Annotated in this window: 15 protein-coding genes; 7 read left to right on the forward strand and 8 right to left on the reverse strand. The window is 72.7% G+C overall.

From position 1 onward, the window contains the following. The 7 genes from E2C05_RS33180 to E2C05_RS19395 all read left to right on the forward strand — a co-directional run. Positions 1-1760: hypothetical protein (locus E2C05_RS33180; RefSeq protein ID WP_456306507.1), on the forward strand; the 1760-nt coding region annotated here is incomplete at its 5' end. A gap of 2 nt (positions 1761-1762) precedes the next feature. Then, complete coding sequence (locus E2C05_RS19370) at positions 1763-2515, forward strand: flagellar hook basal-body protein (RefSeq protein ID WP_133221302.1); 753 nt, start codon at positions 1763-1765, stop codon at positions 2513-2515. A gap of 42 nt (positions 2516-2557) precedes the next feature. After that, positions 2558-3340 (forward strand): flagellar basal-body rod protein FlgG, encoded by a 783-nt coding sequence (flgG, locus tag E2C05_RS19375; protein ID WP_133221303.1) that lies wholly within the window; start codon positions 2558-2560, stop codon positions 3338-3340. An 8-nt stretch (positions 3341-3348) separates the two neighbouring features. Beyond that, complete coding sequence (gene flgA, locus E2C05_RS19380) at positions 3349-3807, forward strand: flagellar basal body P-ring formation chaperone FlgA (protein ID WP_133221304.1); 459 nt, start codon at positions 3349-3351, stop codon at positions 3805-3807. Then, positions 3804-4574 carry a flagellar basal body L-ring protein FlgH gene (locus tag E2C05_RS19385; protein ID WP_133221305.1) on the forward strand — a complete coding sequence of 257 codons (771 nt, stop codon included), beginning with the start codon at positions 3804-3806 and terminating at the stop codon, positions 4572-4574. The genes flgA and E2C05_RS19385 overlap by 4 nt, the downstream gene beginning before the upstream one ends. A gap of 98 nt (positions 4575-4672) precedes the next feature. Beyond that, positions 4673-5077 carry a flagellar basal body-associated FliL family protein gene (locus E2C05_RS19390; protein WP_133221306.1) on the forward strand — a complete coding sequence of 135 codons (405 nt, stop codon included), beginning with the start codon at positions 4673-4675 and terminating at the stop codon, positions 5075-5077. A gap of 173 nt (positions 5078-5250) precedes the next feature. Continuing rightward, positions 5251-6969 (forward strand): methyl-accepting chemotaxis protein, encoded by a 1719-nt coding sequence (locus E2C05_RS19395; RefSeq protein WP_158292239.1) that lies wholly within the window; start codon positions 5251-5253, stop codon positions 6967-6969. Between the two features lie 228 nt (positions 6970-7197). Here E2C05_RS19395 and E2C05_RS19400 read toward each other — a convergent pair whose 3' ends face one another. From E2C05_RS19400 to E2C05_RS33185, 8 genes are all read right to left on the reverse strand, one after another. After that, positions 7198-8319, reverse strand: coding sequence for a flagellar basal body P-ring protein FlgI (locus E2C05_RS19400; protein WP_133221308.1), 1122 nt, complete (start codon positions 8317-8319; stop codon positions 7198-7200). 74 nt (positions 8320-8393) lie between these two features. Then, a complete protein-coding gene (locus E2C05_RS19405; protein WP_133221309.1) occupies positions 8394-9785 on the reverse strand; it encodes a flagellin N-terminal helical domain-containing protein in 1392 nt (463 codons plus the stop codon). 19 nt (positions 9786-9804) lie between these two features. Next, on the reverse strand, positions 9805-11262 hold the full coding sequence (gene flgK / locus E2C05_RS19410; protein WP_133221310.1) for a flagellar hook-associated protein FlgK: 1458 nt from the start codon (positions 11260-11262) through the stop codon (positions 9805-9807). Positions 11263-11305: 43 nt separating this feature from the next. Next, positions 11306-12703, reverse strand: coding sequence for a flagellar hook protein FlgE (locus E2C05_RS19415; protein ID WP_133221311.1), 1398 nt, complete (start codon positions 12701-12703; stop codon positions 11306-11308). A gap of 64 nt (positions 12704-12767) precedes the next feature. Beyond that, on the reverse strand, positions 12768-13685 hold the full coding sequence (locus E2C05_RS19420) for a flagellar motor protein MotB (RefSeq protein ID WP_133221312.1): 918 nt from the start codon (positions 13683-13685) through the stop codon (positions 12768-12770). Positions 13686-13737: 52 nt separating this feature from the next. After that, complete coding sequence (locus E2C05_RS19425) at positions 13738-14337, reverse strand: hypothetical protein (protein WP_133221313.1); 600 nt, start codon at positions 14335-14337, stop codon at positions 13738-13740. 28 nt (positions 14338-14365) lie between these two features. Further along, on the reverse strand, positions 14366-15412 hold the full coding sequence (locus tag E2C05_RS19430) for a flagellar motor switch protein FliG (RefSeq protein WP_133221314.1): 1047 nt from the start codon (positions 15410-15412) through the stop codon (positions 14366-14368). Further along, positions 15409-15613 (reverse strand): hypothetical protein (locus tag E2C05_RS33185; RefSeq protein WP_158292240.1); only part of this gene is annotated, 205 nt, incomplete at its 5' end. The genes E2C05_RS33185 and E2C05_RS19430, both read right to left, overlap by 4 nt.

Consider the following 15613-nt stretch of genomic DNA (forward strand, 5'->3'; position numbering starts at 1 on the left):
GTGCGGCCGGGACCGCCCCCGCCCGCCCGGTTGCCGCGCCGGCCGCGTCGCCGGCCCCCGCCCCGGTCCCGGCGGCCGAGCCGCCACGGCCCGGCTGTGGCCTTTCGCCGGTCTTCCCCGCCGCCTGGCGGGCGACCCCGGGTCCGCAGCATGAACGCCTGGCCGCGCTGCGCGCCGCCTTCGCCCGGTCGCAGGATGGCCTGGGAGAGGCCGCCGACCTGGCCGAATTCTACCTGGCGCAGGGCCTGGCCGAGGAAGCGGTGGCCCTGGCGCAGTCCCGGCCCGCCGAGGCGACGCCGTCCCCCGACCAAGCGCGCCTCGCGCGTGCCGCCGATGCGGCGCGGCTGCTGCTGCGCCAGCCGGTCGATGCCGGGTCGCCGCTGCTGGCCGAGCGGCCGGATTGCGAGCGGGAGGACCTTGCGCTGTGGCGCGCGCTGGATGCCGCAGCCACCGGCGACTCCACCCGGGTCGCGGCGCTGATCCCGCGCGCGCGCACCGCGCTGCGCGAAGCGCCGGAGCGGCTGCGCTTCGCCCTGGCCCTCACCCTTGCCGATGCGGTGGAGGAGGATGCCGGCGCGCTGCGCGCCCTGCTGGCGCCGCTGCGCAATGCCGAGGGCAGCGCGGCGGACCTGGCCGGCCGCGCCTGGCTGCAGGCGCGCATCGCCCGGCTGGACGGCAACCGCGAGGAGGAGATGCGCCACCTGGCGCGTGCCGCCGAGGCCGGCCGCACCCTGCCCGCGCTGTTCGCCCGCGCCCGCATCGCCGGGCTGCAGGCCGCCGCCACCGGGCCGGAGGCGGCGCGCGCCGAGGCGCGGCTGGTGGACGTGCTGCGCACCTACCGCTTCGAGCCGCTGGGCGAGGAGGCGGCGGTCGCGCTCGGCGCCCTGCTGCTTGGCCGCGGCGACTATGCCGGTGCGCTGGAGGCGGGCGAGAGCGCCGGGCAGGCCAGCGCGCATCCCGGTGTCGAGAGCCGCGGCGCGCAGCTGATCGCCCGCATCCTGCGCCGGCTGATGACCGAGGAGGGCGAGGGCCCGCGCACCGAGGAGCGCCTGGCGCTGTGGTGGCGCTACGAGGGCTATGCCACGCCGGGCGAGCGCGGCGACGACATCCGCATGGGCGCCGCCCGGCTGCTGCTGCGCCAGGGCTTCGGCGAGGCGGCGCTCGACGCGCTGCGCCAGCTGGGCCCCGCCACCGCCGCCTCGCCGGCCGGCACCGCCCTGCTGGCACAGGCCGAGGCCGCCGCGCCGAACGGCGATCCACAGCGCGCCCTGGCGCTGCTGCGCAGCCTGCCGGCGAGCCCGGAGATGCGCCGCACCGCCGCCGCCGCCCTGGCACGGCTGGGCCGGCCGGCCGAGGCGGCCGGCGCGCTCGACGGGCTGGGCGGGATCGCCGACCGCCTGGTACGGGCCGGGCATCTCTACGCCGCCCGGTCCTGGCCGGCGGCGGCGGAAGCCTATGCCGACCTGCTGCGCGATGCCGGCCTGCCGGCCGCGGCGCGGGCCGACGCGACGCCACGCTATGCCAGCGCCGCCGCGCTGGCTGGCACGCGCCCCGCGACCCCGGTGCCCGACAGCGCGCTGGCGGTGGACGCGACCAGCCTGCAGCTGCTGCGCCTGACGGCCGCGCCGGGCCCGGCCCAGCCCGCCGGCCCCATGGCCAACGCCCTGGGCGGTCCGCAGGCCGGCATCGCCGCCATCCGCACCGCGATCGACCGGTCGCGCGACATCGAGGCCCTGCTTCCCCCGCAGAGGGACCGCTAAGGATGGACGGACCATCGATCATCGGCCTGTCGGGCCAGGTGGCGCTGCAGCGCCAGCTCGACGCCGTGGCCAACAACATCGCCAATGCCAGCACCGCCGGCTACCGCGGCGACCGCACGCTGTTCCAGTCGCATGTGCAGCGCCTGGCGGTGCCGGGCGGGCAGGTCTCCTTCGTCGAGGACCGCGCGACCTATATCGACCCGTCGCAGGGCCGGCTGACCACCACCGGCAACCCGCTGGACGTGGCGATCGACGGCGAGGGCTTCCTGGCGGTCGAGCGGCGCAACGGCCCGCCCGGCTACACCCGCGACGGCCGCCTGCGCGTGGCGCCCGACCGCACGCTGGTGGACGGCGCCGGCCGGCCGGTGCTGGACGACGGCAATGGCCGCATCCTGATGCCCGACCGCGCGTCGAAGATCGAGGTGCGCGAGGACGGCACCATGATCGCCACCGTGGACGGGCGGCCGGAACTGGTGGCGCGGCTGGGCCTGTTCAACGCCGCCGACCTGCGCGCGGTGCGCAAGGGCGGCGACGGCCTGCTCGACATCCCGCAGGCGCAGCTGCGCCCGGTGGACCCGGCCACCCGCGCTGCGCGCTTCGCCCAGGGCACGCTGGAGGACAGCACGGTGCAGCCGGTCGCCGAGCTGGCCAGCCTGTCCGACATCCAGCGCAGCTACGAGCGCATGCAGCGCATCGTCAGCGACGACCAGGACCGCCTGCGGCGGATGATCGAAGCCTTCAGCCGCACCTTCTGAGCCGTTCCCGACCCGACCACGACCTGACCGAGGTAGACCATCATGCGTGCCATGAGCATCGCCGCCACCGGCATGCAGGCCCAGCAGACCAATGTCGAGGTGATCGCGAACAACATCGCGAACGCTTCCACCACGGCCTTCGCCCGCCGCAAGGCGGAGTTCCAGGACCTGCTCTACCAGTCCGCCAGCCGCGCCGGCACCTCCACCAGCGAGCAGGGGACGGTGCTGCCAGTGGGCAGCCAGATCGGCCTCGGCACCCGCAACGCCGCGGTGAACCGCGTGACGCTGCAGGGCACCCTGGCGGAGACCGGCAACAAGCTCGACGTCGCCATCGAGGGCCGCGGCTATTTCGGCGTGGCGATGCCGGATGGCAGCGTCGCCTACACCCGCGACGGCAGCTTCAAGCTCTCCCCGCAGGGGCAGATCGTCACCAGCGACGGCTATGCGGTGGAGCCGACGGTCAACGTGCCGGCCAATGCGCGCGACGTCACCATCAACCAGACCGGCGAGGTGATCGTCACCGATGCCAGCGGCCGGCAGCAGACCGCCGGTCGGCTCAACCTCTATCTCTTCGCCAACGAGGCGGGGCTGGAGGCGACCGGCGGCAACCGCTTCGTCGAAAGCCCGGCTTCCGGCGACCCGACGCGCGGCCTGCCGTCCGATCCCGGCTTCGGCCATGTGCGCCAGGGCTACCTGGAACAGTCGAACGTCAACGTGGTGCAGGAGATCACCCAGCTGATCCAGGCACAGCGGGCCTACGAGATGAACTCCAAGGTCATCGAGGCCGCCGACCAGATGATGCAGACCGCGAACAACGTGCGCTGAGGCGACCCATGCTGCAGATCTCCATGCCGGCCGCCGCCTTCGCCTTCGGCGCCGTGCTGCTCATGCCCCCGCCGGCCGCGGCCGGCGATGTCTGGCACGCCGCCCGCACGCTGCAGGCCGGCGACACGCTGCGCGGCGACGACATCACCCCGGCCGAGCCACCGGGCGTGCGGCCGCGCCAGGGCCTCATCGAGACCGAACGGCGGATCGTCGGGCTCGAGGTCAAGCGCCGCGTCCCGGCCGGCCAGCCGATCACCGAGCGGGATGTCGGCGAGCGCGACCTGGTCCGCGCAGGCCAGCCCGTGCGGGTCTTCTGGAAGAACGGCGGCATGTCGCTGGAGCTGCAGGGCAAGGCGCTGGAAGGCGGCGCGCTGGGCAACACGGTGCGGGTGCACAACCCGCAGAGCGGCCGCACCTTCCGCGCCAGCGTCGTGGCCGACGGCACCGCCGAGGTGCAGGGCGAATGAGGGCTTCTCCCGGCCGTGGCCTCGCCCTCGGCGCCGTGCTGCTGGCGCTGCCGGCCTGCGACACGCTGAGCCATTTCCAGAAGCCGCCGACCATGACCGCGCCTGGCGAGGTCGGCTCGGTCCCGCCGCCCGGCCCGGTCGATCTGCCGCTCGAGGCCGCGATGCGGCCGGGGGAGATGGTGCCGGAGGAGCGCATGGCCGGCTCGCTCTGGCGCGCCGGGTCCCGCACCTTCTTCCGCGACCAGCGCGCGCGCGCCGTCGGCGACCTGTTGACCGTCGAGATCGAGATCGACCACATCGCGCAGTTCGACAACCAGACCCGGCTGGGCCGGGAGAACGCGCAGAGCCTGTCCTCCCCGGCGCTGTTCGGCTTCCAGGGGATCCTCTCCCGCCTCGTCCGGCCAATCGCCGGCGGCTCAACCACCCCGGGCTCGGTGGTCGATGTGAGCAGCAACAGCACGGCGAACGGCACCGGCCAGATCCGGCGGGAGGAGAAGATCAAGCTGCAGGTGGCGGCGACGGTGGTGCGCCGGCTGCCCAGCGGCAACCTGGAGATCGCCGGGTCGCAGGAGATCCGCGTGAACAACGAGCTGCGCGAGATCGGTGTCCGCGGCATCATCCGCCCGGAGGACATCCAGGCGAGCAACCGCGTCGCCTCGGACAAGATCGCCGAGGCACGGGTCAGCTATGGCGGCCGCGGCGTGTCCAGCGACCTGCAGCGGCCGCGCTGGGGTGGCCAGGTGCTGGAACGCGTGCTGCCCTTCTGAGCGGGGCGACGGGAGAGGCACCACCCGAAGCCGCCGCGCGTTGAACCACCGGCGGCCGGGTGCGAGAAGCGGCGCGAACCGCCGATTGGATTGCCGCCATGCCCGTGTTCCACCGACGCCAGGCGCTGCTGGGCGCCTTGGCCGCCCTGCCTGCCCTGGCGACCGGGGCCCGCGCCGCCGAGGCGCCGCCGAAGCGGGAATTCGAGTTCCTCCCGCTCGGCGATTTCACAATCAACCTGCCGAGCAGCGACCGCCGGATGCGCTACGTCGTCGTCTCCATCACCCTCGAGACGAAGGGGGAGGCGGCGGCGGCCTTCCGCGACCTGACGCCGCGGCTGCGCCAGGCAGCCCTGCAGCGGCTGTTGCAGATGGCGCAGAACCGCATGCTGCAGCCCGGCCAGACCGACACTGCCCTGCTGCGCGAGAGCCTGCTCGAGGGCATCGCCAAGGTGCATGAGGATGGGCTGAAGGACGTGGTGATCACGCGGCTGCTGCACAGCTAAGGCGGATATCGGACGGGGGCAGGGCCCCCCATCGGGGCGGCAGCCGCGCCTGGGCGCCGCCCCGAAGCAGCCGCCGGTCAAGAAACGGACAACCCGCCTTCGCTTGGATGCCCCCCGTCCCGTGCCCGGGCCCACCGCGGTTCCTCGAGCGGCGGGCGGAGCAAGGCGACACCATGCGAGACAACGGCCCGGTCACCAACCGCGAAACCCTGCTAGAAGACGACGCCCTGCTGGTGTCGGAAACCGACCCCGGCGGCCGAATCACCTTCGTCAACGACGCCTTCGTCGCGGTCAGCGGCTTCAGCCGGGACGACCTGCTGGGCGCGCCGCACAACATCGTCCGCCATCCGGACATGCCGAAGGCCGCCTTCGCCGACCTCTGGGCCACGGTGAAGTCCGGCATGCCCTGGGAAGGGCTGGTGAAGAACCGCTGCAAGGATGGCGGGTTCTACTGGGTCCAGGCCAATGTCACGCCGGTGGTCGAGGATGGCCGGCTGCGCGGCTACATCTCCATCCGCAGCAAGCCGGGCCGGCAGGAGGTGGCGCGTGCCGCCGAGCTCTATGGCCGGCTGCGCGGCGAGGCTGGCCGGCGCATTGCGCTTCGCGGCGGGCAGGTGGTGACGGGGGGCGTGGCGGCGCGGCTGCGGCGCTGGGCCGGCAGCTTCGCCGGCGGCATCGCGCTGTCCTTCGCCATGGTCATCGCCGGAACGGCCGTCAGCCTGGTCGCCGGCGCCATGGGGGTCGGCATCGGGATCCGGGCCGCGGCGCTGCTCGGCGTCTGCGGCCTCGCTTCCGCCCTGCTGGTCGGCGTGATGCGGCAGCTCAGGCAGGCGCTGCTGCGCATCGAGCGTCAGTTCGGCGTGGTGGCGCGCGGCGACCTCACGGGCGGCATCGAGACGACAGGCCTGGCCGAGCTCGCGCCCATCGGCCTGTATCTCCGTGGCCTGCGTGCCAAGGCCGCCTATGCCGAGGAGGTCCGCCGGTCGCGCGAGGGCGAGATCACCGCGGCGCGCGCCAAGGCGGTGATGCAGATGGCCGATAGTGTCGAGGCGGAGGCGGCAAAGGTTGTCGGCGAGGTCAATGGCAAGACAGCCGGCATGGCCCGGCGGGCGGCGGAGATGAACCAGGCGGCCGAGCAGGTCTGCCTGATCTCGGCCACCGTCGGGACGGCGGCGGAAACCGCCCTGACGAATGCCGATGGCGTCGCCGGTGCGGCGGACGAGCTCGCCGCCGCCATCACCGAGATCTCGCACCGGGTGCATGACTCCAGCCGCCTGACGCGGGAGGCGGTGGGGGACAGCGCCGAGATGCGCGAGGCCATCGAGACCCTGCGCGCCGAGGTAGCGCAGATCGGCTCGATCGCCGGGATGATCACCAGCATCGCCGGCCAGACCAACCTCCTTGCGCTCAACGCAACGATCGAGGCGGCCCGTGCCGGGGAGGCCGGCAAGGGCTTCGCCGTGGTGGCGGCGGAGGTGAAGAACCTGGCGGCGCAGACCGCGACGGCGACCGAGGATATCGCCGAGCGCATCACCCGGATCGAGGCCGCGACGGGGCAGACCGTCGGCAGCGTGACGCGGATCAGCGGCCGCATCGACCGGATGGAGCAGGTCTCCGCCGCCATCGCCGCCGCGGTCGAGGAGCAGAGCGTCGCCACCCGGCAGATCAGCGCCTCCGTCGCGCGGACCGCCGAGGCGGCCCGCTGCGTGTCCGACCGGATCGGCGAGGCGGTGACGGCCTCCCGCCGGAACGGGGAGCATGCCGGCGTGCTGCAGGCCGATACCGCCGCCATTGCCGAGACCTTCGGCCGCCTGCGGCACGACCTCGTCAAGGTCGTCCGCAACTCGGTCATCGAGGCGGATCAGCGCGCCTCCGCGCCCGGCCGGCCATAGGCGACGCGCGAGGCCTGCAGGCGCGGTTTGCCGACCGCACCTGCAGGCGCGCATTTGGGTGGCGCGGCATGCGGTCGGCGCCGGGGGACGTACGGGGGCATCGCCTTCGAAACCCGGGTCGGCGTCACCTTCCGCGCGGATCCCGCCCAGGATGTACGGGCGGGCGGGCGGCTGCGGAGCACCAGTCGGCGATCGGGGGGCCGCCGCCGGGCCGCCCCCCGATCGGGCTCAGATGAAGGTCAGCTCGGCATGCAGCGCGCCGCTCGCCTTCAGCGCATTCAGCACGGCGATCAGGTCGCGCGGCGCCAGGCCCAGGGCGTTCAGGCCATTGACCAGGGATTGCAGCGTGTTGGCCCGCGGCAGCACCGCCAGACGGCGGCCGCGCTGGTCGTCCACCTCGATATTGGTGCGCGGCACCACCGTCGTCTCGCCATTCGAGAAGGGGTTGGGCTGGCTGACCTGCGGCGTCTCGGTGATGCGGATGACCAGGTTGCCATGGGTGATCGCCACCGGATCCACCCGGACATCGGCGCCGACCACGATCGTGCCGGTTCGTTCGTCCACCACCACGCGGGCGGGGGTTTCCGGTCGGACCGTCAGGTTCTCCACCTGCGCCATCAGGAAGGGAAGGCGGTCACGGAAGGCCGGCGGCACCCGCAGCTGCACCGTGCCGAGGTCGAGCGCCTGCGCAGAGCCGGGGCCGAATTTGGCGTTCACCACCTCCTCGATCCGCAGCGCCGTGGTAAAGTCGGGCGCACGCAGCGCGAGCCGGACATTGTCGAGGTCGCGCATGGCATGCGGCACCTCCCGCTCCACCAGGCCGCCGCTGGGCACCCGGCCAGCGGTGGTGACGCCGCTGCTGACCGACTGCGCCTGGCCGGCGGCGGCGAAGCCGCCCACCACCACGGGCCCCTGCGCGACCGCATAGGCCTCGCCATCCGCGCCCATCAGCGGCGTCGCCACCAGCGTGCCGCCGTTCAGGCTGCGGGCATCGCCCAGCGAGGACACCGTCACATCCATCGGCGTGCCCTGGCGGGCGAAGGGCGGCAGGGTGGCGGTGACGATCACGGCAGCCGTGTTGCGGGTCTGCACCCGCTGGTCGGCAACATTGACGCCCATCCGCTCCAGCATCGCCGTCAGGCTCTGCTGGGTGAAGGGGTTGTTGCGCAGCTGGTCGCCGGTGCCCTGCAGCCCGATGACCAGGCCGTAGCCGACCAGCTGGTTGCCGCGCACGCCCTCGATGGTGACGATGTCCTTGAGGCGCACCTGCGCCGGCGCGGCGACGGGCAGCGCCAGGCCCGCCGCCAGGGCCGTGGCGGCGAGCAGGCGGCGAAAGCGGAAGCGGGGCATGGCGGTCCTTGGGCCAAGCAAACCCGACCGGGTTTGCGCTTCGACGGGATCCTGGGCGGCGGTGCGGCGACGGGTCACCGCATGTAGTTCACGAAGCTCAGTTCCGAGAGCTTGGCGGTGATCGAATAGGTGGCCTGCAGCTGCAACTGCAGCTGGTTGATCTGGTCGGCGGTGGCCGGGTAGTCCGCCGCCTCCAGCGTGTTGATCTGCGCGGCGGCGGCGCTGGTCGCCTTGGACTGAATGTCGGTTACCGCCTGCAGGCGTTCCTGCTTGGCGCCCAGCACCCCCGCGACGTCGGTGAGCCCGGCATGCGCGCCGCGCAGCCAGGAGCCGGCGGTGTCGAGCAAGGCCGACTTCGCGGTGGCGCCCAGCTGCGCATCGCTGGCATCGAGCAGGGAGAGCAGCGCGGCCCCCATCATGCTGCGCTGGATCGCCGGGTTGTCGCCGCGCACGTCGTAGGACAGGGTCTCCCCGGCGCCGATGGCGACCTGGTTCGGCTTGCCGTCGCCGGTGCGGCTTCGGGAGGCATAGACGGGCAGCTCGTTGGTCGCCGTGCCGGGCGTCCACTGGCCTACCGAGGCACCAACCGCCTGCAGCGCGCTGCCGTCCAGGGTCACGCGATGGGTCGCGACGGTCGCATCCACCACCAGGCGGTTGCTGCTGTCGAGGCTGGCGATCGGGTTGCCGAGGCCGGGCGTCGCATTGATCGCATCCCGCAGGCCGGCCATGAGGGTCTGGACGTCAGCGGCATTGCCCATGTCCAGGGCGGCACCGGTCATGTTCGTGAAGGTCGCGGTCGCCGGCGTGCCGTCCACCGCGAAGCTGAAGGTGACGGCGCCGCCCGCCGGCACCTGGCCGGTCGTCGCCGGCTGGGCATAGGCCCACTTCACCTGGCCGGCGTACAGATCGGCCACCCGCGTGGCCAGCGCGTTGGCGCCTGCCGCATCCAGCGCGCCGCCGGATGTGGCGACGGCGCTGTTCAGCATGGCCCGCACGGCGCCGAGCGGCCCGTTCGGCGCATCGGGCCCGGTCAGCGGCGGTTCCGCGCTATCGGTGCCGGCAAACAGGTGCTGGCCGTCGAATTGCACGTTCAGCCGGTCCACCATGCTGGCCATGGTGTCGCGGGCCTGCGCTGCCAGCACGTTGTAGCCGGTGCCCTTCAGCGCATCAACCTTGAGCGCGTTGGTCGAGAGCGTCTGGACGCTGTCGGATACCGCGCCGAGCGACGTCTGCATCGTCTCCATCCGCCGGCCGGACAGCGTCAGGCTCTGGTCCAGCGCGTCGCCCTGGGCGATCTGGTCGTGCAGCTTGTAGAGCAGCGAGGCGCCGAGGCCGAGGCCGCCGGTGGGGTCGGTCTTGCGGCCGGAGGAGAGCTCGGCGCTGGCCTGCGCCAGCCTTGCCTGCAGGCTCTGCAGCGAGGCCTGGCGGCCGATGGCCACGCCGGCGGGGGCGATGCGGTCGGTCATGACGGATTCCTTGCCGGGGTCAGCTGCGCAGGCCGATCAGGTCGTCCAGCATGTGCGACGCGGTCTGGATGACCTGGACGGAGGCCGAGTGGGTCTGCTGCACCAGCAGCAGGCGTTGCAGTTCCTCATCCACGTTCACGCTGGTCTTGTTCGTCAGGTTCTGCTGCGCCTGCAGGTCGAGCGCCTGGCGGGTCTGGGCGCGGTCTGCCCAGCTCGACCGGTCGGCCTGCATCAGGCCGGCGGATTGCGCCGCGGCATCCGCCAGGGAGAGCGAGGCGGACAGGCCCGTGAGCGGGCTGTAGGGCCGGCTCGTCTCCATGGCGCCCAGAAGGGCGAGGATGCCGCTGTTGTCGGCGGCATTGCCGGTGCCGGTGCTGCCCATGCCGTCCCGGATGCGGGAGACGAGGCCGGTGGCCTGGTCGGGATCCGCCTTGGGGTTCAGGCCGATGGTGCGGGCGAGGCCGGCCGTGGGATAGAGCGGGCCGAGGGAGGCCGAGCCGTTGGTGCTGAACAGGCCGGCGGCCGCCGTGCCGCTCACGGTCGGATCGGCCTGCTGGGAGGCCTGCATGAGGTTGCCGGCGATCTGGTCCAGCATGTCGGCATAGCGCGGCAGCGTATCGTCCCGCAGCTTCAGCCCGGCGGCGACCGAGCCGCTGGAGGAACTGCGCAGCCGGGTGCCATCCACGGTGACACCGGACAGGCCGCCGGTGGCGGCGCGGATCTCCGACGGGATGGCGGGCGTGCCGGTGAAGGACAGGCGGTGGACCGTGCCGCTGTCGTACAGCGTCTGCCCCTTGTCGGTGGTCAGCACCAGACGGCCTGGCCCGCCATCATGGATGGTGACAGGCACGCTCTTCGAGATGTCGGCCAGCAGCAGGTCGCGCTGGTCCTGGTACTCGGCCAGGGAGTCGCCGCGCGCATCGGCCTTCGCCATCTCCTGGTCCACCTGGACCAGGCGGCCGAGCGCGGTGTTCACCGCATCCACGTCGCGGGAGACGGCGAGGTCGGCCGCGGTCCGGGCATCCGACACCGCCCTATCCATGCGGTGGAAGGCGTCGACCAGGGACTTCGCCGACTCCACCGCCGAATTCTGCGCCACCGCATTGTCGGGCGAGGCGGAAAGCGCCGTCAGGGCGGCCCGGAAGTTGCCGATCGCCGTGGACAGGCTGCGCGCGTCGCTCGGCTGCCCAACGGCGGTGGTGAATTGCGCCAGCATGTCCGCCATGCGCTGGCCATAGGCGGCATCGGCGCCGGAGGCGCGGGCGGCGGCAGCCAGCACCTCGTCGCCGAGGCGCTGGGTCGCCTGGGTGTCCACCCCCGTGCCCTGGCCGCCGGTCAGCTGCTCCGACCGGGGCAGCGCCCGCCGGACATAGCCGGCGGTGTTCGCATTGGCGACGTTGTTGGCGATCACCGCCGCCTGGCGCTGCTCCGCCGCGAGCGAGGACAAGGCGGTCAGCAGCGCGCCCTGGATGGTCATGGCACTTGTCTCCGGGGAAGGGGGCGGCGGTGGTCGGGCCGCGTCAGCGCTTCAGGTCGGCGGCTTCCTGCAGCATCTGATCGGCGGTATGGATGACCGACGCGTTTGAGCTGTAGGCGCGCTGCGTCTCGATCAGGTTGGTCAGCTCGGTGCCGATATCGACGTTCGAGGCCTCGAGCGCGCCGCCCGAGGTCGCGCCGGCGGCGCCGGTGCCCGGGTTCAGCAGCCGCACCGCGCCGGCATCCTTCGCCATCTCATAGGCGTCGCCCCGCACCGGGTTCAGCCCGTCCGGATTGGCGAAGAGCGCGAGCTTGAGCTGGTAGATCGGCCGGCTCTGGCCGTTGGAGAAGGTGGCCATCACCTTGCCATCGTCGGCGACGCTGACGCGCTGCAGCAAGCCGAAGGCGGAACCGTCCTTCTCGATCCGCGTCGCGGTGAAGTCGCCCTGCAGCTGGGTCATGCCGGCGGTCGCGCCGATGGCGCCGATGTCGATCGGCAGGGTCACGCCGCCGCCGGTGGCGATGGTCAGGGTCCCGAGCGTCGGGTCATAGGTGCCGACGGGCGACACCGTGGTGGCGGTGTGGTCCGGGTTGGGCACCGCGGCCAGGGTGGACGGGGATGCGCTGTCGGTCTGCAGGCCGTTGCCGGCATAGACGCCCTTGATGGTGCCGGCATTGGTCGCGCCGGTGTTGAACTCGATGGCCACCGACGCCACCGGGTTGCCCGCCGCCGGGGTGGCGCTGTCGGTGACCTGCAGCGACCAGATGTTGGTGTCCGGCGCGCCGGCGGCAGCCAGCTTCGGGGTGAAGGTGAAGGTCAGGGTCTGCGCCTTGCCCAGGGGGTCGTAGTAGTCGACGCTGCTCTGGAACGCATTGGCGGATGGCGGCGGGGTGATGTTGCCGGTCTGGTCGGCCGGCAGGTTGGCGTAGAATTTCATCGCCGTGGTCGGCGCGGCGGATGCGCTGACGCTGTTGATGTTCACCGTCTGCAGGCTGTCCACGTTGTTGTCGCCGAGCGAGCCGACCGCCTGGCCGTTGGCGCCGAGCTTGGTGCCCTGCAGGAAGTAGCCGGCCGAGTTCACCAGGTTGCCGAACTCGTCGGTGCGGAAGGACCCCGCCCGGGTGGCCAGGTACTTGCCGTTGCTGGCGGCGTGCTCGTTCACCACGAAGAAGCCGTTGCCGTTCACCGCGATGTCGGTATCGACGCCGGTCTTCTGCACCTGGCCGACCTGGCTGATGGAGACGCGGTTATGCGCCGCCGTGCCGGCCATGGCGGTGGAGCCGGAGCTGGCGCCGTCCAGCACCAGGCTCTCGAACTGCGTGCTGACCCGCTTGTAGCCGACGGTCGAGCTGTTCGCGATGTTGTTCGAGATGCCGGCCAGCTTGGTGGTCTGGGCATTCATGCCGGACAGGCTGGTGCGGAGGGCGTCGAGTGCGGACATATCGTGTCGCATCCTTCGGTGGTGCGGGAGGGCGCCGGCTTGCGCCGGCCGGGATGGAGGCGGCTCAGCGCCGCGCTTCGGGCGGGGCGCCACGCGCCGCCGCGGCGCGGGCCGCGGCGACCACGCCGGCGCGCAGGACGGTGACGGTGATGCGGCGGTTGCGCGGGTCGTGCGGCAGGTCGGGCAGCATCGGCTCGGCGGAGGCCTTGCCTTCCACCCGGAAGATGCGGGCGGGCGGCAGGCCGGCGCGTTCCAGCCCGCGGCGGGCGTTGTTGGCGCGGTCGGCCGACAATTCCCAGTTGCCGTAGGCGCCGCGGACCAGCGGCTGCGCATCGGTGTGGCCGGCGACCGCGACCTCGTTCGGAATGCTGGCCAGGACGCTGCCGACGATTCCGAGGATGCGGGCGAGGCGCGGGCTCGGCTCCGGCGAGCCGGGCGCGAAGAGCGGCGCGCCCTCGCGGTCGAAGATCTGCAGGCGAAGGCCTTCGGGCGTCATCTCGACGGCGATGTTCTGCGCCGCCTCACGCAGCTCGGCATTGCTGGCGACCTGCCGCTCGATCTCGGCCTTCATCGCCTCCAGCCGCTGGGTGTCGAGCCGCTGGCGATCGGGGGCGACTTGGCCGGCCGCGCTCGACTCCTCCGTCGCGCCGCCGCCGCTGGTCGGCGCCTCGGCCTGGCCGCCATCCGTCGCCTCGGTCTGTTCCTGCCGGGACGGCGCGCCGACCAGGACGGAGGCGCCGCCATCGAGCAGGCCGGTGCCGGACGGCAGATGCAGCAGGCTGGAGGAGGTGAAGAAGCGGGCGATCCCCTCGCGCTGCGCCTCGGTGGTCGAGGAGAGCAGCCACATGACGAGGAAGAACGCCATCATCGCCGTCACGAAATCGGCGTAGGCGATCTTCCACTGGCCACCATGATGGTCGTCATGCGCAGCCGTGTGGCGCTTGACGATGATGGTGCGGTTCCGGCCGGGATCGGCGCTCATGATGGGCTTTCAACCAGCGGTTTATTCCTTCTAGTGCGAAAATTTTTCGCACTCAAGCACGACGAAGATCAGGACCATTTCGCACAGTCAGGACACCTTCGAGCCCGAGCAGGCCGAGCACCTCGTCGAAGGCGGCGGAGAGAGCGGCGGCGCGCGGCCTGGGCTGCATCCGCTCGATCTCCATCACCGCGTCCAGCCGCGAGCCCTCGAGACGCCCGCGGATCTCGACGCGGCCCGTCTCGGGCAGGACAAGCCGCAGCGCGAAGCTGCCCTGGTCTTGGCGCCGTCGCAGCGCCGCGCGGTCCGGCCGCCAGCACAGTTCGATCCAGTCGATATGATGATTTTTCGCATGAACCGGGACACGCAGCCCCGACCAGGGCCCGTTCTCGCCCAGCGCCGGCGGCGGCGGCGCGGTGTCGAGCAGCGCGGCGAGCGCCGCGGCCCGCATGCCGAGCGGGGCGGCGAGGCGGCCGAGGCCGTCCCGTCCCAGCCAGCGCGCCGCATCCGGCCGCAGCGCGGCAAGCAGGAAGGCGCGCGTGAAACCGGCGCCGGCCACCGGCAGCAGCGCCTCGCTCGCCCCGCGCGCCAGATCCGGTGCCGCGCCGCCCGGCGCGGCATAGCCGCCCGGGCCGTCCGGGCTGGTCGGCCGCATATGGATCCGTCCCCGCCGCCACCCGGCCTCAGCCCAGCTCCGCCTCGTCCTCCTCCAGGATGATGATGCGGCCGTCATCGGCCAGGCGCTTGGCGATGGCGATGATCTCGGCCTGCGCGTCCTCCACCGCCTTGCGGCGCTGCGGCGGCATGGCGTCCACCTCCTCGCGCATCTGGCTGGCGGCGCGCTGCGACATGCTGCCGAAGAACAGCTCGCGCAGCTCCGGCGGCGCGGCGGTCAGCGCCACCTGCAGCCGCTCCGCCGGGCATTCCGCCACCAGGGTACCGAAGGTGCTGCGGTCCACCCGCACCAGGTCCTCGAAGGTGAACATGATGCGCTTGATGCGCGACGCGGCATGCGGCTCGCGGTTCTCGATCTGCGACATCAGCCGCCCGACCAGGCCCTTGTCGGCGCGGTTCAGGATCTCGGCGACGATCTGCGAGCTGTCCCGCTCGTAGCTGCGCGACAGGTTGGTGATGAACTCCCGCTGCAGCGTCGTCTCGATGTCGTTCAGAACGTGCTTCTGGATGCTGTCCATCCGCACCATGCGCAGGATGATCTCGTCCACCGAGGTCTCCGGCAGCAAGGCCAGCACCCGCGCCGCGTGCTGCGCCGGCAGCTTGCTCAGGATCACCGCGGCGGTCTGCGCCAGCTCGGTCCGCAGGTAGGTGGCCAGCACCTCGGGGGAGATGTTGGCCAGCTTCTCCCACATGGTCTTGCCTTCCGGCCCGCGGATCTCGTCCATGATGTCGCTGACCTTCTCCTGCGGCAGCAGGCGGCGCAGCAGGCGTTCGGTGGTCTCGGCCGTGCCGATCACCGTGCCGACCTTGCCGACCTCGGCCTGGAAGCGGGCCAGCACCGCCTCCACCCGCTCGATCGGCACCTTGCCAAGATGCGCCATGGCGCGGCTCGCGCGGCGGATCTCGCCCTCCTCGAAGCGCTCGAAGATGGTCTGCACGCGCTGCTCGTCCAGCACCATGAGGACGACGGCGGCGTCGGACAGGCTGTCGCCCGTCGCCTCGGGACCCGCGGCCACCGCCTGGCCGCTGCGCGAATAGGGAACGGGTGGCTTCATCGGTCGGCGGTCCTCGGGGCGGGGTCGCGCGGGGCGCGGTCGGGCGGCAGCAAGGGCCGCAGCAGCGCGGCGAGCAGGACGGGGATCTCGGGCGGCAGCCGGGCGCCGGCGCCGGCGATGCGGGCCAGCTGCTCAGCCGCGTCGGCGCCCTCCGGCGCGGGCAGGCCCAGCTCGGCGGCGAGCGCGGCGATGCGCGCCCCG

It is taken from the genome of Paracraurococcus ruber, from assembly GCF_004353985.1.
In the GTDB taxonomy this organism is placed as follows: domain Bacteria; phylum Pseudomonadota; class Alphaproteobacteria; order Acetobacterales; family Acetobacteraceae; genus Paracraurococcus; species Paracraurococcus ruber.